Origin of the sequence: Vreelandella arctica (genome assembly GCF_037070215.1) — a bacterium.
GTDB classification, from domain to species: domain Bacteria; phylum Pseudomonadota; class Gammaproteobacteria; order Pseudomonadales; family Halomonadaceae; genus Vreelandella; species Vreelandella arctica.
The window spans coordinates 1-18,696 of sequence record NZ_JBANSN010000018.1; the positions used below are offsets into that span (position 1 = coordinate 1).

13 protein-coding genes and 2 pseudogenes are annotated in these 18,696 nt (G+C 54.7%); 5 read left to right on the forward strand and 10 right to left on the reverse strand.

The features are described 5' to 3' along the window. Positions 1-612: 612 nt before the first annotated feature. The 3 genes and pseudogenes from V8L70_RS15245 to V8L70_RS15255 all read right to left on the reverse strand — a co-directional run. Positions 613-822: pseudogene (locus tag V8L70_RS15245) on the reverse strand (tRNA 2-thiocytidine(32) synthetase TtcA); the annotation flags it as partial. 105 nt (positions 823-927) lie between these two features. After that, complete coding sequence (locus V8L70_RS15250; protein WP_336270065.1) at positions 928-1,581, reverse strand: 3'-5' exonuclease family protein; 654 nt, start codon at positions 1,579-1,581, stop codon at positions 928-930. Between the two features lie 5 nt (positions 1,582-1,586). Next, positions 1,587-3,416, reverse strand: coding sequence for a DUF294 nucleotidyltransferase-like domain-containing protein (locus V8L70_RS15255; RefSeq protein ID WP_336270022.1), 1,830 nt, complete (start codon positions 3,414-3,416; stop codon positions 1,587-1,589). 695 nt (positions 3,417-4,111) lie between these two features. Between V8L70_RS15255 and V8L70_RS15260 the strand changes: the two genes are divergently transcribed. From V8L70_RS15260 to V8L70_RS15275, 4 genes are all read left to right on the forward strand, one after another. Beyond that, complete coding sequence (locus V8L70_RS15260; protein ID WP_007113808.1) at positions 4,112-4,372, forward strand: DUF4212 domain-containing protein; 261 nt, start codon at positions 4,112-4,114, stop codon at positions 4,370-4,372. 6 nt (positions 4,373-4,378) lie between these two features. Beyond that, on the forward strand, positions 4,379-6,160 hold the full coding sequence (locus V8L70_RS15265; protein ID WP_101147541.1) for a sodium:solute symporter family protein: 1,782 nt from the start codon (positions 4,379-4,381) through the stop codon (positions 6,158-6,160). A 135-nt stretch (positions 6,161-6,295) separates the two neighbouring features. Next, on the forward strand, positions 6,296-6,805 hold the full coding sequence (locus tag V8L70_RS15270; protein ID WP_101147542.1) for a hypothetical protein: 510 nt from the start codon (positions 6,296-6,298) through the stop codon (positions 6,803-6,805). Positions 6,806-6,944: 139 nt separating this feature from the next. Continuing rightward, positions 6,945-10,886: a hybrid sensor histidine kinase/response regulator gene (locus tag V8L70_RS15275; RefSeq protein WP_101147543.1), complete on the forward strand. Its 3,942-nt coding sequence runs from the start codon at positions 6,945-6,947 to the stop codon at positions 10,884-10,886. Between the two features lie 55 nt (positions 10,887-10,941). Here the strand turns inward: V8L70_RS15275 and V8L70_RS15280 are convergent, their stop codons facing one another. From V8L70_RS15280 to V8L70_RS15290, 3 genes are all read right to left on the reverse strand, one after another. Next, complete coding sequence (locus V8L70_RS15280) at positions 10,942-11,604, reverse strand: response regulator (RefSeq protein ID WP_007113812.1); 663 nt, start codon at positions 11,602-11,604, stop codon at positions 10,942-10,944. Positions 11,605-11,835: 231 nt separating this feature from the next. Further along, positions 11,836-13,785 (reverse strand): acetate--CoA ligase, encoded by a 1,950-nt coding sequence (gene acs, locus V8L70_RS15285; RefSeq protein ID WP_101147544.1) that lies wholly within the window; start codon positions 13,783-13,785, stop codon positions 11,836-11,838. Between the two features lie 245 nt (positions 13,786-14,030). Beyond that, on the reverse strand, positions 14,031-14,579 hold the full coding sequence (locus V8L70_RS15290) for a SprT family zinc-dependent metalloprotease (RefSeq protein ID WP_101147545.1): 549 nt from the start codon (positions 14,577-14,579) through the stop codon (positions 14,031-14,033). Positions 14,580-14,650: 71 nt separating this feature from the next. On the opposite strand from V8L70_RS15290, the gene V8L70_RS15295 reads away from it, so the two are divergent. After that, entirely contained in the window at positions 14,651-15,310 is a 660-nt protein-coding gene (locus V8L70_RS15295; protein WP_008955962.1) for a YecA/YgfB family protein, read from the forward strand. Between the two features lie 15 nt (positions 15,311-15,325). Here the strand turns inward: V8L70_RS15295 and V8L70_RS15300 are convergent. The 4 genes and pseudogenes from V8L70_RS15300 to adk form a co-directional block, all read right to left on the reverse strand. Next, a pseudogene (locus V8L70_RS15300) lies at positions 15,326-16,437 on the reverse strand (phospholipase D-like domain-containing protein). A 36-nt stretch (positions 16,438-16,473) separates the two neighbouring features. Continuing rightward, positions 16,474-17,217, reverse strand: coding sequence for a class I SAM-dependent methyltransferase (locus tag V8L70_RS15305; RefSeq protein ID WP_101147547.1), 744 nt, complete (start codon positions 17,215-17,217; stop codon positions 16,474-16,476). Further along, complete coding sequence (gene tsaB / locus V8L70_RS15310) at positions 17,214-17,912, reverse strand: tRNA (adenosine(37)-N6)-threonylcarbamoyltransferase complex dimerization subunit type 1 TsaB (protein ID WP_101147548.1); 699 nt, start codon at positions 17,910-17,912, stop codon at positions 17,214-17,216. The genes V8L70_RS15305 and tsaB overlap by 4 nt, the downstream gene beginning before the upstream one ends. Positions 17,913-18,035: 123 nt before the next feature. Further along, a complete protein-coding gene (gene adk, locus V8L70_RS15315) occupies positions 18,036-18,689 on the reverse strand; it encodes an adenylate kinase (protein ID WP_035562174.1) in 654 nt (217 codons plus the stop codon). Positions 18,690-18,696: the final 7 nt, after the last annotated feature.

Here is an 18,696-nt window from a genome sequence, read left to right on the forward strand (position 1 = left end):
GCGGAGGACAGCGTCTGCTGTTCAGAGTCAGTAAGGGGAGCAACGAAACGCCTTAACATGGTTCCATCCGTTAGAGATATCAGACTCCAACGTTACACGAAAACTTAAGATCAGGCACTTAGCATTTCGCAGATGCTTATCCTCGACACCAAGAAAAGGTATTACGTGAGGCTCAAGTGGTGCGCTTTTTTGATGGTGGCAAAAATCAAAAAAACTTAAATACTCTGGGTATGAAATTAACCTGCCGTTTGCTACTCGGGCGGTCAGATCTATCGAGCGGTTAGTGAAATAACAAAGCGCAAACAATAGTTCGTTTGAGTATCTCACCGTTGTATTAAACGCCTTTCGAGATAATACGCTATTTATGTAAGCTGCCGCATAGACGTCTAAAGGACAATCGTTCTCGTCTACAATTGATACGAATTGGATGCCACCATAAAGATATTTTTTAAGTCTAATCCTTGACAAAATATGTAATCCTATAAACAGATTACAAAAATCTATTACTCTGACAAGTCTTTGTCAATTAAAACTCTTCAGATAGGCCGAAAAACGGGCTTTTGGGAGATGAAGAGGCAGGAAATAACTTTACAAAAAATATATGGCCTATAATTTGCCGCCGGAGAGACAGACCATGACGCGGTCGCCTTCATTGATCATCTGGTAATCAATAATCGCATTGCCTACTTCTCGGCGTAGGCGCTTTTGCAGCTTGTTAAATTCACGTTTCTGCTTTGCATCAGCCAGCTCTGGCGAGTCTTGCTCTACATCAGCGTGGGCGACTCCGAGGGAAGCCGGGTCAAAATGATCAAGAGATTGCATGGTATAAGCACTGCCGAGGGTGGAAGGCATTCAAGAAAAAGTGGCTACTATTCTAACAACACTCGCCGCCCTGACCCAACTACTCGTATACAGCGCTGCCTATGACTAAGCAGCCTCCGCCATAATGCGCTGCAGGCGCATATAGAGCAGCGCGCTGGAAGTGGCCTCACCTAACACACCCTGCATCCCCATCGCGGGTACTTGCCAGCACGCCAGCGCTTGGGCAAAGCTACTCGGCGCCTCTATCTCCGGATGCAAGCGCCGCAGCTGGCGCTGATGCAGCTTTTCTACGTCGACCTGGGCATTGGGCAGCGCGAAATCCAACCGCTTTCTCAGCAACGCATTTAACGCCCCAATCCGCTGGTCTAACTGCCAGCCGACAATAGGGCGATTGCCAATAAACTCTACTAACGCATTTAAATTGTCGCGGTTTGGCGCCGCCACCTCCCCCGCCTGACACAGCAGGTGATGGCGACGCAGCGATGCATTGCTAGCCTGCCCCTGTGCGCCTAGCGTCAGCACAAAAGCACGGCTAGTACGCACCTGCTGTTGGCTAAGCACCACGGCGGCCAAACTGATCACAGGTGACGTCGGCGTTGGCGTTGATGTGCAGGCAAGCGCTACTAGTTCTTCGCCCATATAGGGCTGAAAGAGCCAGGCGTAAGGAGAATCAGCACAGCGTCGCCGGTCGCTTTCGCGACGCAACAAGGTGCGTAAGGAACCGCTAAAAAGTGCCACGTGTCGATCTAACAGCCGCATTCCGCTCACGAATACTCCAGATGATAACGATGGGAAAGCCGCTGCTTAAAGTCTTTGACGATATGCAAAGCTTCACGTAATAAGTCGCGTTCTAGCGAAGAGAGGCTTTGCACCACGACACGATTGGTGCGGTTCGCCTCTTGCGATGTGCTACTTGCCTCTAGGGCCGTGAGCTGCTGTTTGAGACGCAGCTCGGAAAACAGCGCCAGCGCTTCGCCCAGGTCGTCGGCGAACCGGCGATCCAAGCGGCCATCGGCGGCCAGCGCGTCTAAACGATCCAGTGTTGAGGTCGCTTTGATTCGTCGCTCCAGCGCCATGGTGCGCACGCCGTGGACAATGGGGAAAATGCCGCCTTTCTTGATATCGATACCGTGCTGGGGCTTTTTCAACGACCCAAATAGCGTCAGCGGTGTTGAAAAGCGCAGTGCTGTGCGAGCGAAATAAGAAAGCAGCAGCTCATCACCTGAGCAGCGTTCAAAAAGCTCGTTACGCACGCTTTCAAGTAAACTGGGGTTGCCCGCCACGGCGTGTGCATCAAGCATAATCGCTAACTTCATTAAGCTGTCACCGTCACGCTCATGCGCCCATTTGGCAATATTGGCTTTCCACTGGGACACCGTGGCCACCCACTCGGGGTTCGATACCATGATGTTGCCGGGGCACGGCGGGTAGCCAAGCTGGATTAAGGTATCAGTGAGCGTTTGCATGTGGCTCATAAGATCTGGCCACTGCGCATCGTCGGCTAAAATCAAGCCATTATCTTGATCGGTTTTTAGTATTTGTTCGCCGCGCCCTTCGCTACCCATCACCATCATGCAGCTCTGTTCGCGGTACTTCTCAGCAATAGTGAATTCCCACGCCTTGCTCATGATACGGCCATTCAGCGCGGCGAGTAGATCCATCGCAAAGCGTAGCTTTACGCCTTGAGCCATCAGCGCCTTCACCAGCTCCGGTGTGCGCTGGCTGGCCGCCGACAGTGCTTCCAAACTGCCCGCCTGTTCGACTTGTAGACTCACCACGTAGCTGCGACTGGAGAAATAGCTAAGTACGTCGGTGAGTTCGACGACGCCTTTGAGAACGTTTTGCTTCAGCACCACTACACGCGTCACTTTATGCCGCGTCATCAGTACCAGCACTTCAAATAAGTATTGATCCGGCGCGACGGTGACCAGATTAAAATGGGCGATCTCATCAAGCGGTGATGACAACGCTCTACCGTGCAATACCAATCCATTGAGCAGGTCGGTTTTCGTCACCATGCCTAGCTTGCCTTGAGTCTCGACGAGCAGGCTGTCGGCGTGGCTGTCGTTGAGCTGCTTCACCGCGCTGGCAATATCAGTAGCCGCCGCCATTAACAGCGGCGCACGCATACATTCGCTTACCTTGGCTAACATAAAACCCGCCATGGTGACGCCACCTTCGGCACGCTTTTCAGTCAGTAAGCGTGCTTTATGCGTCAGCGATTGGCGAAAGAAATTACTGAAGTCCGGGTAATGACGGCACAACTGCTGAAACAACGCTTTGGGCAGCAGGTAACACAAGCACTCCTGCTCGGCCTTAAAACGATAGCGGCTTTTACCATTGAGAATGCTGATCGCACCAAATAGGTCCCCGGCCGTGTAATGACCAATACGCGAGGTAGACGAGGGCAGCGTGGGGTCGATTTCTGCCACTTCACCTTTATGTATTAGGTAAACAAACTCGCCCGCCTGTCCGGTCTCTAGGATTATTTCGTCGCGGTCAAAATACGCAAGGTCAATGCCTCGGCGAATGTGGTCACGACCTTCATCGTCAAGAAGCGTGAACGGCAGTTGGGATAGATCCACATCGACCATGGGTATGACCTCATTAAACAGGGCTACGACTAACCAGGCTTTGCCTTAAGACAAACTGGTAGACATAAGAAAAAACAAATAAATATCGTGACTCAATGCTGGCCCACTCCAACGCTTCAGAAAGCAGTTATCGATTATTATATGAAGATGACTATACGGGTATAAAGGATTCACTTCCCAAGTAGCAAGTAGAACCTTGTTATACCTTTAGCTATCACGCTAAAGTCGAAGCGACTTTAGATACGCGACCAAAGTATTGATAGTGACTAACGGTCACTGACCACTAAACGCAGCGCATGTACTTAAAGCAGCCAATAACTGCATTTATTTGCTTACTAGACTATTGTCCTATAGTGCTAAAAACACCTACAAAATCTGCTTAACCAGTGTCTAAAAACACCTATTTTCAACAACATACAGTTATCAAACAGCCACTTCTCTGTTTATTGATACCAAAGTCTGGGATTTATTTTTTAACGATTATTGCCCAGTATTAACAATGAGTCATGCAGGGTAATCGCACGTCACTAACTGACTCGACATTTCATATCGAATAATAAGGTGATGTGCCAAGAGAAGCTGACTCACCACTACTAACAATTGGGTGGCTTTAGACGTGCGATTGCCCTGATGGGTCACACGCTATTCCTCGTGAACTTTCCCAACCTTAAAAATCACAAGTGGAGAGCAACACAATGGCAGACGACAAAACCAATGCTGCTGAATACTGGAAAGCAAACGTCCGGTTAATTTTCGGATGCCTGGCCGTTTGGGCATTTGTTTCTTACGGATGCGCTATCCTGTTTCGCCCACTGCTCGCCGGCATTCCGGTTGGCGGCACTGACCTAGGCTTCTGGTTTGCACAACAGGGCTCTATCTTAACGTTTATCGTGCTGATCTTCTTCTATGCCTGGAAGATGAACAAGCTCGATCAAAAATTTGGCCTTGGGGAGTAAGCCGGTATGAGCCAGTTTGCAATTAACTTACTGTTCGTCGGCGCCTCCTTTGCCTTGTATATAGGCATTGCGATTTGGGCGCGCGCCGGCTCAACAAAAGACTTCTATGTCGCCGGGGGCGGGGTTCACCCCATCACCAACGGCATGGCCACTGCCGCCGACTGGATGTCTGCGGCGTCGTTTATTTCCATGGCGGGTTTGCTGGCCTCCGGTGGCTACGCTAACTCCACCTTCCTGATGGGCTGGACGGGTGGCTACGTTATCCTCGCGATGCTGCTGGCCCCTTACCTGCGTAAGTTTGGTAAGTTCACCGTGCCCGACTTCATCGGTGACCGCTTCTACAGCAACACCGCTCGCCTAGTGGCGATCGTGTGCTTGATTGTAGCGTCGGTGACCTACGTTATCGGTCAAATGACCGGTGCAGGCGTGGCGTTCTCGCGCTTTCTTGAAGTCAGCAACACCTGGGGTATCTGGTTAGCCGCGCTGATCGTTTTCCTCTACGCCGTATTTGGCGGTATGAAGGGCATCACCTACACCCAGGTGGCACAGTATGTGGTGCTTATCATCGCTTACACCATTCCGGCGGTGTTCATCGCGTTCCAACTGACGGGCAATCCGATTCCGATGTTCGGCATGTTCAGCACGCACACTGAATCCGGTGTACCGCTGCTGGAAAAACTGGATGATGTGGTCAATGCGCTTGGTTTCCAAGACTACACCGCCGATGTGGACAATAAACTCAACATGGTGCTGTTCACGCTGTCGTTGATGGTCGGTACTGCCGGTCTTCCCCACGTTATCATTCGCTTCTTCACCGTACCGAAAGTGGCCGATGCGCGCTGGTCCGCTGGTTGGGCGCTGGTCTTCATTGCCTTGCTCTACCTGACCGCACCGGCAGTAGGCTCTATGGCTCGCCTGAACCTGGCGACCACCGTGTATCCAGAGATGGCGGGGCAGGTTGAGAACTACGAAGAGGCTGCGCAAAACCCGATTCTGTACGAAGAGCGCCCAGGTTGGGTTCGCACATGGGAAGAAACCGGCCTGATCAGCTTCAATGATCGCAACAATGACGGCCGTATTCAGATGTATAATGATGCCGCCGACTACTCTGATCGTGGCTGGGAAGGCAACGAACTAACCGTTAATAACGATATCCTGGTACTCGCCAACCCGGAAATCGCCAACCTACCAAGCTGGGTTATTGGTTTGATCGCAGCCGGTGGTATTGCGGCGGCGCTGTCTACCGCGGCAGGCTTGCTGTTGGCGATCTCTTCGGCGATCAGTCACGATTTGATCAAGACCATGATCAATCCGAAGATTTCCGAGAAAGGCGAAATGTTAGCGGCGCGAATCTCCATGGGTGGCGCGATCCTGTTGGCCACCTATCTGGGGCTTAATCCGCCAGGGTTTGCGGCACAGACGGTGGCACTCGCCTTTGGTATCGCTGGCGCATCGCTATTCCCTGCGCTGATGATGGGGATCTTCTCCAAGCGGATGAACAGCCCAGGCGCCGTTGCCGGCATGTTAGCGGGCTTGGTTTGTACCTTGCTGTACATCTTCACCTATCTAGGCTGGTTCTTCATACCGGAGACCAACATGCTGGCCAACACGCCGGATAACTGGTTCTTTGGCATCTCGCCGCTCTCCTTTGGTGCGGTGGGCGCGATGATCAACTTCGCCGTTGCCTTTGCAGTTTCCAGAGTGACCGCGGCACCGCCGCAGGAAATTCAGGATCTGGTGGAAAGCGTTCGCTATCCGAAAGGTGCTGGTATGGCGGTAGATCACTAAGTCATACTCCATCCGGGCGGCTTATCGCACTGTTGTGATGTCGCTTAGGAATTGACCTTACCATCGGGCTTCCTTAGGGAAGCCCGATGGCTTTTATAGATAGCTTTTATAGACGGCTTTTTGAAAGGATATTTTATGATATGGCATTTGATCGCCGCCGTTTTTGCGGGCCTTGCAGCCGCAGGGATTGGGTTGATACTGCGCACCTTGAGCGGCAAACGTTTGCCCAAATGGATAGTGCCGGTGTGTGGCGCGCTGGGTATGCTGGCCTATCAAATTCAGGTGGAGTACAGCTGGTTTGAACACAAGCAGGCGCAGCTTCCTGACTCTGCCACGGTCATTTCAACCGAGAGCAGTACCGCCGTATGGCGCCCATGGACCTTTGCCTTTCCGATGACCACTAAGTTCAGCATGGTCGATAGTGAAAACGTCCGCATAAGCGAGCAGGATGGCGCCCGCTTAGCAGAATTTATCCTTTATCAGTTTGAGCGTCACCACACCGATATTTTGATCACCCAGCCCTATCTGCTCAACTGTGATAACCGTGAGCTAGTGCCGCTGGATCAAGACTCCCGCGAGCCTATTCTCGAAGAGATACGCACGCTGCGAGAAACATCGCCGTTACTCAACAACGTATGCGCATAGATAAAGTTAGCCGGGATAACAACAAGCCTACGTAGTGGTCGTACATGGCCCCCTATTTCGCCTAGAATGAAGCCTTTTTTTATTAGCGTACGTTTAGCGCACATATAAGTGGGTCGCACACTCTGGCGGGGAGAAAAGCATGTTTCACGGCGGGCTACTGGTCGCGGTATCGCTACTTTATATTGCCGTTTTGTTCGGTATTGCGTGGTACGGTGACCGCCGTGCGCGGACTCATGGCGCCTCCCGGCGGCGCCCGATTATCTATAGTTTGGCGCTGGCGATCTACTGCACGTCATGGACCTTTTACGGCGCGGTTGGCCAAGCAGCCACGGCGGGCTGGTCGTTTGCGAGCATTTTCGTCGGCCCGATATTGACGTTTTTGCTGTTCTGGCCGGTGTTGGCCAAAATGATTCGTGTCGCTAAACACCAAAACGTTACTTCGATTGCCGATTTTATTGCCTCCCGTTACGGCAAAACCCAGTCGCTGGCCGCCTTTGCCAGCTTGGTCGCCCTTGTCGGCACCCTGCCTTACATCGCGCTACAGCTAAAAGCGGTTTCTACCACTTTCAGTGTGCTCACCGATGCCTCCGATGTGACCCATACGCCGCTGTTTGGCGATACGGCGTTCTACGTTGCCATTGTGATGGCTATCTTCGCGATTCTCTTTGGTACTCGACATACCGATGCCACCGAACACCACGAAGGTTTGATTCACGCCGTCGCGTTTGAATCGCTGGTCAAACTGCTGGCCTTTGTGGTGCTTGGTGTCTTTGTCACCTGGGGAATGTTTGATGGCCTGGGTGAGTTAATGGGTCACGCCGAAAGCCAGCTTGAACTCCAGCGCCAGCTCGCCAACCAGGATTTTGGCCAGAGCTTCTGGGCGCAAACCCTGCTCGCCATGCTCGCAATTCTGTGCTTGCCACGCCAGTTCCATGTGGCGGTGGTCGAGAATATTCACCCCGACGACGCTACCAAAGCCCGCTGGCTGTTCCCGCTCTATCTATTGGCGATTGCCTTTTTCGTGGTGCCTTTGGCTGCTGCCGGGCTGCTGATATTTTCCGAAAGCGGAGTCGAGCCGGACACCTATGTATTGGCGCTATCCATGGCGTCGGGGCAGCAGTGGCTGACGCTGCTTACCTTTATCGGTGGTTTCTCCGCAGCGACCGGCATGGTGATCGTTGCCGCGGTGGCCGTGTCGATCATGATCTCCAACGAGATTGTAATTCCGGCGCTGTTCCGGCTGCGCTGGTTTGACACCAAGGCCCGGGATTATGGTCGCTTAGTACTGCGCGCGCGGCGTTTAACCATTGTCGCCGTCTTGGCCATGGCCTATGGCTTCTACCAACTGATTGCCGAGTTCACCTCGCTGGCCTCGATCGGCATGCTATCGTTCGCCGCCGCGGCACAGTTTGCCCCGGCGGTGATTGGCGGGCTTTACTGGAAGCGCGGTAATCGACTCGGGGTCATTGTCGGCATGAACGCTGGCTTTGCCATCTGGGTATATAGCCTGTTAATGCCCGCCATGATCAATGCCGGCGTGCTGCCAGCAATGTGGCTAGAAGGTGGCCCGTTAGGGCTTAACTGGTTATCACCCACGGCGCTGTTTGGACTCAACTTGGGCGACAGCTTCACCCACGGCGTCATGCTGTCACTCGGCGTCAACCTGTTCTGCTATATCTTCGTCTCTCAAGTCACTTCGCAGCGGGTGGTTGAGCGTATTCAAGCCTCGCTGTTCGTGGATAGCGTAGAAACTCGCCAGACCTCGGTCAACCGCCCCTGGACGGGCGCGACGACCGTGGGTGATTTAAAAGTGCTTTGCGAGCGCTTCCTCGGTGCCGGCCAAGTGGATCGCGCCTTTGAAGATTACGCCCGTCGTGCAGGCAAGCCCCTGGACAACGGTACCCGCGCCTCCATCGATATTATTCAGTTTACTGAACGTTTTCTGGCCTCGGTGCTCGGCGCTTCATCGGCCCGTATCGTGGTTAACTCGGCGCTGCAGGGGCGCGGTATCGGCATCTCAGACGTGATCTCGATTGTCGATGAGGCCTCCCAGGTATTGGAGTTCAACCGCGCGCTGCTCCAAGCCACCATCGAGAATATTAACCAGGGCATCAGCGTGGTCGACCAGAACCTGCGTTTGGTGGTGTGGAACCAGCGTTACCTGGAGCTTTTCCGCTTCCCTGACCACTTGATTCGTGTTGGCGCGCCCATTGATCGCATCTTCCGCTACAACGCTCACAACGGCGAATATGGCCCAGGTGACCCGGAAGAGCACGTACAGCTACTGCTCGACAATATCCGCGAGGGCCAGCCCCACCGCTACGTGCGCTACCGCCAGGATGGCAGCGTGCTGGAAGTACAGGGCAACCCGATGCCCGGCGGCGGCTTTGTGTATACCTACCAGGATATTACCCAGCAAAAGCGCATCGAAGAGGCGCTAATACGCTCGGAAAACAATATCCGTATCTATACCGATAACGTGCCCGCGCTGATTGCCTACTTCGATAAAGAGTGCCGCTACCTATTTACCAACCGCGCCTACGAACAAGCATTTAATATTGACCGTAACGCGGTGATTGGCCGCCGCTTTCAAGATGTTCTCCAAGTTAAACAGGCGGAAGAGCGGGCCCCTTGGGTGGCCCGCGCGCTGAACGGCGAACGGGTGAGCTTTGAGGTCTCGCTAAGGGTGAACGAGGTGATGCGTTATATGCTGGTCACTTACACCCCCCACTTTGGCGACAGCCAAGCAATTTTGGGCTTTTTTGCCCTTTATCAAGATATTACCGAGCGCCGCCATGCTGAGATCGCCCTCAAAGAAACCAATGAAACCCTTGAGGAGCGCGTGCGCGAACGTACCCAGGCGCTGTCTGAAGCCAATGCGGCGCTGCGCCAGGAGAACCGTGTACGCGCTGAAGCAGAACTCGCTCTGCGCCAAGCCAAGCAGTTGGCGGAAGATGCCAACGCCTCTAAAACACGCTTTCTGGCCGCGGCCAGCCACGACTTGCTGCAGCCGCTTAACGCGGCACGGCTGTTTACCTCCGCACTGATGCAAAACGTTACCACCACCGATACCCAACGTATCGTCGGCCACATCGATAACTCGCTGCAAGCCGCTGAGGAGTTGCTCAGCACTCTGCTAGACATCTCCAAGCTGGACGCAGGCGCCCTGACGCCACGCCGCAGTCACTTTGCCCTGGCGGATATCGTTCGCCCGTTACGCGCCGAGTTTGAGGTGATGGCGGATGATCGCGGATTGGACTTAGAAGTGGTTCCGACCCAGCTGTGGGTCGACTCAGACCCGCAGATGCTGCGCCGAATCGTACAAAACTTCTTATCCAATGCGATTCGCTACACCCAAGAGGGACGCGTACTGCTGGGCTGCCGCCGTCATAATGGCTGGCTCTCGATTGAAGTGTGGGACAGCGGCCCCGGCATTCCCGAATCTAAGCTCACCGAAATTTTTCAGGAGTTTCGCCGTCTGGATCAGGTGTCACGCCATAAAGAGAGCGAGAAAGGCCTGGGGTTGGGGCTGTCGATTGCCGACCGTATGAGCCGCGTGCTGGATCACCCCATTAAAGTGCGCTCGACGGTAGGCAAAGGCGCGGTTTTCTCAGTTAGCGTGCCGATAGTCACCGCCCGTGAGGCGAGCAGCAGCGAGCTAGAACCCCAGGCACGGCGTGGCAGCCATAAGCTTAGCGGTACGCGGATTGTGTGTATCGATAATGAAACGCTGATTTTGGAAGGCATGACCGCCATGCTTACCGGCTGGGGCTGCGAAGTATTTACCGCTACCAGCATCGGTGGGGCCAAATCGATTCTACGCAATATGGATGGCGACCCGGACGCTATTTTGGCGGACTATCACCTGGATAACGAAGTCACCGGTCTAATGGCGCTAGAAGCGCTCAGCGAGCGTTTTGAGGGGGCGGTACCGGGCATTGTCATCACCGCTGATCGTACCGAAGCGGTGGCTGAAGAGATCAAGCGGGCGGGCTATCAACTACTGCTGAAGCCCGTAAAACCCGCGGCGCTGCGGGCGCTATTGACGCGCACATTGCAGGCCAATCGCGCGGCGCGTTAAGCGCCGCGGTTCAGGTGCTAATTACTTAGATGCTAAGTATCAAGAAGACAGGTAGTTAGGAAACGACTTTTGGCGGTTCGACTTCCAGTTTCTGAGCCGCAATAACGGCCTGGGTACGTGAGTGCACGCCCAGTTTACGTAGAATCGCGGTCACATGGGCTTTGATCGTCGCTTCAGAAACGCTCAGTTCATAAGCGATCTGCTTATTCAGCAGGCCTTCGGTCAACATGTTCAACACGCGAAACTGCTGGGGCGTCAGCGACGCAATCGCCTCAGCAAAGCGCGATTCTTCTTCGCTGGTCTCTTCCAGCACGTTGGCCAATGCCTCTGGCAACCACACTTCGCCCTGCAGAATTTCACCGACGGCTTCAGCAATGAGTTGTAGAGACGATGATTTAGGGATAAAACCCGACGCGCCGTAGTCAATAGCACGACGCACCACGTAGGGCTCATCACTACCTGATACCACCGCCACGGGGATATCGGGCATCTGGCCACGCAATTGAATCAAGCCGGAAAAGCCGTGGGCTCCCGGCATGTGCAGATCCAGCAGAATCAAATCAGCGTCTGGGTGGCGGTTAACCACGTCAGTGGTGGCTTCCATGGTATCCGCTTCGACAATTTCCGCCTGGGGGGCCAACTGGCGTAACGCTTGGGTCAGCGCTGCACGAAACAGCGGGTGATCGTCAGCGACGATAAACTTATGAGCTACTGCCATGGATATTCCTCCGGTTCCTCGAGCAGCGGGGTTGTCTGCCGCCGCGACGCTAGGCTCTTACGGTTGTGAAGCATGGTACCCCATGGGCTTCATCATGCCCAAGCATCACATGCACAATTTGTAATAGATAGATCATACCAACAAAAACAACAGTGCCGACCTACACGGGTCGGCACTGTTTTCTAGGTAAACAGCCCTTATTAGGCTAAACAGCCTACTACGGTGTCGCCATTATTGATTGGCGCGATGCTCAATCAGCTCATCGACCACCGACGGGTCCGCCAGCGTGCTGGTATCACCCAAACCATCGCACTCGTTAGCGGCAATCTTGCGCAGGATACGGCGCATGATTTTACCCGAGCGGGTTTTCGGCAAGCCGGGCGCCCATTGAATAACATCTGGCGAGGCAATCGGGCCAATATCCTTGCGTACCCACTGGGTCAGCTCTTTTTTGAGCTCGTCAGACTCCTCAATACCGTCATTCAGGGTGACATAAATATAGATGCCTTGTCCCTTAATATCGTGCGGGAAGCCGACAACGGCTGCTTCAGCAACGGCGCTGTGCGCTACCAAGGACGACTCAATTTCAGCAGTCCCCATCCGGTGTCCGGAAACGTTCAGCACATCATCCACACGGCCAGTGATCCAGTAGTAACCATCTTCATCGCGGCGGCAGCCGTCACCAGTAAAGTACATACCGTCATAGGTTGAGAAGTAGGTCTGGATATAGCGCTCGTGGTCACCCCAAATAGAGCGCGCCTGCCCCGGCCAGGAATCGAGAATCACCAGATTGCCTTCAGTGGCACCTTCCAGTTTATTGCCTTCGTTATCGACCAGCGCGGGCTTGACGCCAAAGAACGGTACGGTCGCAGAACCGGGCTTGAGCGGCGTAGCGCCCGGCAGCGGGGCAATCATGATGCCGCCAGTTTCGGTTTGCCACCAAGTATCTACAATTGGGCACTTTTCGTTGCCGATAACGCGGTAGAACCACTCCCAGGCTTCCGGATTGATCGGCTCACCCACAGAGCCCAACAGACGCAGGCTATCGCGTTTACTGGAGTCCATGACGTTGTCGCCATGGGCCATCAGGGCACGCACCGCGGTGGGCGCAGTATAGAGAATATTGACGTTGTGCTTATCAACGATATCGCCCAGACGGCCATGAGTGGGATAGCTGGGAACACCTTCAAACATGACGGTAGTCGCACCGTTCGCCAAAGGTCCGTAAACGATATAACTATGACCCGTCACCCAGCCCACATCGGCAGTACACCAGTAAACCTCACCCTCTTGGTAGTCGAACACGTACTGATGCGTCATCGCAGCGTAGGTGAGGTAACCGCCGGTGGTGTGTTTCAGACCCTTAGGAGCACCGGTAGAGCCGGAGGTATACAGAATAAACAGCGGATCTTCGGCGCCCATAGCTTCGGTTTCACACTCGCTGGACTGCTTATCTACCAGCTCGTCAAACCACACATCACGGCCATCTTTCCACTCAATTTCACCGCCGGTACGCTTCACCACCAGAACGTTTTTGCACACGTCGGTGCCGTCACGGGTCAGCGCGGCGTCCACGTTCTCTTTTAATGGTACGTGTTTGCCACCACGCACCGATTCATCGGCGGTAATCACCAGCTTGGAGTCGGCGCCAATCACCCGCTGAGCAACAGCATCTGGCGAGAAGCCACCAAAAACGACCGAGTGCACGGCGCCAATGCGCGCACAGGCAAGCATCGCCATGGCAGCTTCGGGAATCATCGGCATATACAGCGTAACCGTGTCGCCTTTACGAATGCCTAGCTCTTTCAGCGCGTTGGCCAGCTGATTCGTACGTGCGTAGAGCTCACGATAAGTAATGTGCTTGGAGTCATCGGGATTATCGCCTTCCCAGATAATCGCCGTTTGATCACCGCGTTTCTCTAGATGACGATCCAGGCAGTTGGCGCTGACGTTAAGCAGCCCATCCTCAAACCAGCGAATATCGACATTATCACGCGCAAAAGAGGTGTTTTTGATTTTAGTGGGCGCTTTAATCCAGTCAAGACGCTTGGCCTGCTCGGCCCAGAAGCCTTCCGGATCGTCCATCGACTGCTGATACATGGCCTCGTACTTAGCTTTATCGGCCCAGGCATTGGCGGCGAAATCGTCGCGCACCGGATAGACGTTGTGTTGATCGCTCATAAAATTGCCTCTGTCCGTGAAAATGCACTCTTCTATAAAGTGCCATCTAAAGAAACTGTAGTCGATACACTAATTGAAGGCATTGTTCGAAGACGCTACTTGAAGACATTGCTGGGTGTTATTGACCATTATCAGGGGTATCGACTGCCATTAATGTTCCCCTAGCATAAACCTCCTCGCCCTGGCTTCCCTTTAGACATTGGTATTAGCATTTTTTATTTAAAAAACAAACATTTATATTTAAATTAAAGCTTATATCCTGGCCTGTAGACCAAGGTCTTAGCACAGTGACGGCAACGGTAACGACGGCCGTTTGCCACTAAAGCATGACGCCTGGGAGTAAATTGATGAATCCGGCAATCGCACTGGTAGCGATAAGGGGCGGGCTGCGCCTGCTGAATATCAAACTGATGGGTCACAGTGGGCACTAAGCCGAAAAGCTCGCGCATCACCGTTTTCCATTCACGGCCATGGGGTTTCAAACGCGGGCCATTATCTAAATGAAAGACCAACCAATGGGCCATTTCATGAGGAATAATGTCCTCAAAAAAAGCCGTGCGGTTTTCACTCAACAACACCGGGTTAAAACGCAAGCCTCCGTGCCCCAGATGCGCCTGCCCGGCCGACGCACCACGCAGGTTAAACCACACCTTTGGCGCTGGCAGCGTAGGGCATACTTCACAACAGCGCAGCCACGCCTGCTCCACGCGAACCCGCGCGGCGTGGTGCAACTCTGTTTCCGTCATGTCGGCCAGTTCAGCAGCTGGCCAAGGGGGCAGTGGAGACGTCTTCATTAGTGATAAACTAGCCGTTATGGTTTCCTAGTGACCGATGATTACCGATTCGCATTGATGAGGCTTTACTCATGGCAGAGCGCAGCGACACGCCCGACACAAACACGCCCCCGCAGCCACTGCTCGAGGATGAGCAACTGGACAGACTGGATGACTTCCTCGACTCTGATCAAGTGGATGAAGACGCCCTTGATCTGATCTCCGCTCATGGCTTTTTAGTGGCGCTTGCCGTCGCCCCTAGCGAAGTGCCGCCCGCCCAGTGGTTGGCAGAGCTTTTTCAGGGCGAGCCACGCTATGCCGACGACGCCGAGCGCGATGAGATTATCACCCTGCTCACGCTGCTGCGTGACAATGCGGTGGCAGTACTTGAACAGGGTGGCTTACCCGAACTCCCCTTTGAGCTAACGCTTGGCGGCGAGCCTGCCGAAGAAACACCGATAGGCGACTGGTGCGCGGGCTTTATGGAAGGCGTCTTCAGCGATGAAAGCGCTTGGTTTCAAGACGATGAAGAGGCCGCCGCCACGCTGCTGCTGCCGTTTATGCTGCTTTCTGGGCTGTTCGATGATGAACCCGACATGGCCGAGCTCGCTAAGGATCAAGCGCGCCAGGAGTCGCTGGTGGTGCAGTTGCCGGAACTCGTCTTGGACCTTTACCTGCACTACCGCGTCCCGCCGGAAACTTCCAAACCCAAGCCGCGCAAGAAAACGCCTGCCAAGGGCAAGAAACGCTAACGCTACCCGCGGCCCTTATTTAAGCCGCATGATGATCCCATCCAACACCCCGTAGATCCACTCACGAGCGCGCTGCCCCCAGGGGCGCGCCGCCCAGGCAGCGGCGTCTACTTCCTGGCTTGCGGCAAAGTTACGTACAAAAAGTTCACGCACATCCTCCGCCAATTGAGGGTCTAGCGCCTCTTGATTGGCCTCCAGGTTCCAGTGCAGATTCCAGTGGTCAAAGTTACACGAACCAATGCTTACCCACTTATCGGCGAGCACAAATTTGGCATGGATAAAGGTCGGCTGGAACTCAAAGATGCGCACCCCCGCTTTCATTAGCGAATGGTAAAAGCGTTGACCGGCAAAACGCACGCTAGGATGGTCATGCTTTGCCCCAGGCAGCAGCAGGCGCACCGCCGTGCGGCCCGCACCAAGCGACGCCGCAACGCGAAGGTAGGCACGAAATAGGGCGTACATAGCCACAGCCGCGTTTCCGCCTGGTTGACGCGCTCATGCAGTGAATGGCGTATTGCTTGGTATCGATAGCCCCGCGCCGACATCGCCCGCCCCGGCTGGCCATCGGCATGCGCTTGTGGCTCACGCCGTTCAGGCAGTGCACCCGCGCTATTATCACCCTTCTCAGCGCGAGTTAGCCGCGAGTTCCAGAGTCGTCTAAACAGCTGCTCCCAGTCCGCCACCACCGGTCCATCGATACGTAGCGCAATTTCATACCAAGCATTCAGGAACTCATCTACCGCGCCAAAGCCACCGGTAAACGCCAGTTCGCCGTCAATAACGACAATTTTGCGATGGTCGCGGCTTAAGTTAAGCGCTAAGGAGTGAAAGCCGATGGGATTAAAAAAGCGCAGCTTTACGCCGCCTTGCTTCAATCGCTGGCGGTCTTCGCTAGACAACCCCATCGAGCCATATCCATCCAGTAGTAAACAGACACGAACCCCACGCTGGGCAGCGTCAATCAGCGCAGTGCTCACTTGATCGGCAAGCTCTCCTGACTCCATCAAATAGAGCTCGACCAACACATAGTGACGAGCGCTATGTACTGCTTCAAACATGGCTGGCAGAAAGCGCGAGGCCTCTGGCAGCAGCGTAAATCGATTACCTTCTCGCCACGCGTTCTGCATGGGTGCTCCTTGCGGTACTGTCGATAAGCGAGCCGATTAGCGCACTAATGAGCGATGGACATACAAATCATAGCGGCTGGTTTTGCCTTCAAGCGTGTGCTGCGGTGCCGGGCCCTCAATAGGGGGTGCCTTGCGGGGCCGCTTGACTACCACTCGGTGGGTGGCTATCTCCAGCGCCGCTTCAAGCAAGCGCGGGGCATCGTCATCATCCCCGGCCAACTCACGAAACAGACGCATCTCTTTTTTCACCAGCGCTGATTTTTCGCGGTGGGGAAACATCGGATCCAGGTGTATCACCTGCGGCGCAAAATGAGCACTGGCAACAAGCGCCGCCAGAGATTGCGCCGCATCGCCGTGGCGCAGTGTCATTCGGGCGGCAATATCCACCGTGTCGCTATGCCTTAGGGCACGCTTCAGGCCATCGTCCAAAAGCGCCGCAATCGCCGCGACCCGTTCAATCAACAGCACCTGGGCGCCGAGACTGGCCAACACAAACGCATCGCGGCCTAGCCCTGCCGTTGCATCAACAATGCTAGGTGACACGCCCTTGGCTAGCCCACAGGCCTTTGCAACCAGCTGCCCCCGCCCACCGCCAAAACGTCGCCGATGGGCCGCTTTGCCCGCCACAAAATCGACGCTAAGCGGCTTGCCATAGCGTTTTTCATCACCGACCAGCGCCAATCCATCATCGCTTTGTACTAAACGCAGCCCGTCAGGCAGAGCAATGCACTCAACGTCGCTCTCGACATTGGTCTCAACTGGGCTCTTCACAAAGCTCATGCGGGCTTTTTCCAGGCGACGTCATTACGCAGATACACCGGTTGAACCAAGTGGGCCGCCTGCCCCAACCCAGCGGCAAAATCACGTGCCGCCAGCCACGCCATCTCTTCGGCGCGGGGCTCTAAGTCATCCAAATGCTGGGGCATGCTTAGCTGTAAATCGACGGTGAAGCGCTCCCACAGCGTAAAGCCGCTACCTACGCCCACCCAATCGGTTTCATCGCCTGGCAAGCGCAGTGCCTCTGGGGCCAGAACGGCCTCGGCGCTCATCGGCGTAATCGTATCTTTTAAACAGTGCCAGGTCGCGGCGTAGACCTCACCCATGCGGGCATCTAACGCCGTCACCACATGGCGAAGGTGATAGCGGCGGTGAGCCTGAAGCGCCAGTGCTTCCAACGTTGAGATACCCAATAGCGGGCAATCGAGGCCAAACGCCAACCCTTGAGCAGCGCCTGCGGCGATACGCAGCCCGGTAAACGAACCCGGGCCACGACCAAACGCGACGGCATCAAGCTGGGAAGGCGTCACCTGCGCTTCGGCAAGCACTTCATCCACCATTGGCAGCAACCGGCGAGTATGGGCGCGGGGCGTCATCTCAAAGCGCGCCAGGCAAGTAGCCCCCGTCTCGTCTTGGCGCAATAGGGCTGCAGAACACGCGCTAGAGGAGGCGTCCAGGGCAAGCAGATGTAACGGCATAGCAAGTGGCCACTCGAAAGAAAGATGGCGGCATTATACCTTTGTCACGCCATTACGACGATGGCCCGCCGAAGCGGGCCATCATTGGCAGGTAATACCGATGCGATTAATCAATAGCGTTTATTAACTTAGCGCTTCTTTCACCTGACGGGTGATATCGGTCACGCTGCCTACGCCTTCAATGCGGTGATATTGAGGAGCGCTCTGCGGATCCTGCGCGGCCCACTGCTGATAATAATTAACCAGCGGGGCGGTTTGATCGTGATAAACCGATAGACGATTGCGCACCGTGGACTCCTGGTCATCCTCACGCTGAATCAGCGTTTCGCCAGTGACATCATCTTTGCCCGGCTCTTTGGGCGGGTTGTGATCAACGTGATAAACCCGGCCCGAGGCTTGGTGAACACGGCGGCCCGCCAAGCGGCTCACGATCTCTTCATCGGGAACGGCAATTTCCACCACGTGATCCAGTTTAACGCCGCCCTCTTTCATGGCGTCAGCCTGGGGGATCGTGCGTGGGAAACCGTCGAACAAAAAGCCATTTTCACAGTCTGGCTGGCTAATACGCTCTTTGACCAGATCGATGATGATGTCGTCAGACACCAAACCACCGCTGTTCATGATCTCTTTTACTTTCAAGCCCAGCTCAGTGCCATCTTTAATGGCCGTGCGCAGCATATCCCCGGTGGAAATCTGCGGAATCTTAAATTGCTCGCAAATAAACTGAGCTTGAGTCCCCTTGCCCGCGCCGGGGGCACCCAACAGGATTAAACGCATGGCTCTG

Bases quoted from the DNA above. Each gene is read 5' to 3' on its own strand.
- V8L70_RS15280 (WP_007113812.1), bottom strand. From the start codon at position 11,604: ATGGCAGTAGCTCATAAGTTTATCGTCGCTGACGATCACCCGCTGTTT.
- V8L70_RS15250 (WP_336270065.1), bottom strand. From the start codon at position 1,581: ATGCGGCTGTTAGATCGACACGTGGCACTTTTTAGCGGTTCCTTACGC.
- V8L70_RS15260 (WP_007113808.1), top strand. From the start codon at position 4,112: ATGGCAGACGACAAAACCAATGCTGCTGAATACTGGAAAGCAAACGTC.
- V8L70_RS15270 (WP_101147542.1), top strand. From the start codon at position 6,296: ATGATATGGCATTTGATCGCCGCCGTTTTTGCGGGCCTTGCAGCCGCA.
- adk (WP_035562174.1), bottom strand. From the start codon at position 18,689: ATGCGTTTAATCCTGTTGGGTGCCCCCGGCGCGGGCAAGGGGACTCAA.
- V8L70_RS15305 (WP_101147547.1), bottom strand. From the start codon at position 17,217: ATGAGCTTTGTGAAGAGCCCAGTTGAGACCAATGTCGAGAGCGACGTT.
- V8L70_RS15255 (WP_336270022.1), bottom strand. From the start codon at position 3,416: ATGGTCGATGTGGATCTATCCCAACTGCCGTTCACGCTTCTTGACGAT.
- V8L70_RS15265 (WP_101147541.1), top strand. From the start codon at position 4,379: ATGAGCCAGTTTGCAATTAACTTACTGTTCGTCGGCGCCTCCTTTGCC.
- acs (WP_101147544.1), bottom strand. From the start codon at position 13,785: ATGAGCGATCAACACAACGTCTATCCGGTGCGCGACGATTTCGCCGCC.
- V8L70_RS15295 (WP_008955962.1), top strand. From the start codon at position 14,651: ATGGCAGAGCGCAGCGACACGCCCGACACAAACACGCCCCCGCAGCCA.
- V8L70_RS15275 (WP_101147543.1), top strand. From the start codon at position 6,945: ATGTTTCACGGCGGGCTACTGGTCGCGGTATCGCTACTTTATATTGCC.
- V8L70_RS15290 (WP_101147545.1), bottom strand. From the start codon at position 14,579: ATGAAGACGTCTCCACTGCCCCCTTGGCCAGCTGCTGAACTGGCCGAC.
- tsaB (WP_101147548.1), bottom strand. From the start codon at position 17,912: ATGCCGTTACATCTGCTTGCCCTGGACGCCTCCTCTAGCGCGTGTTCT.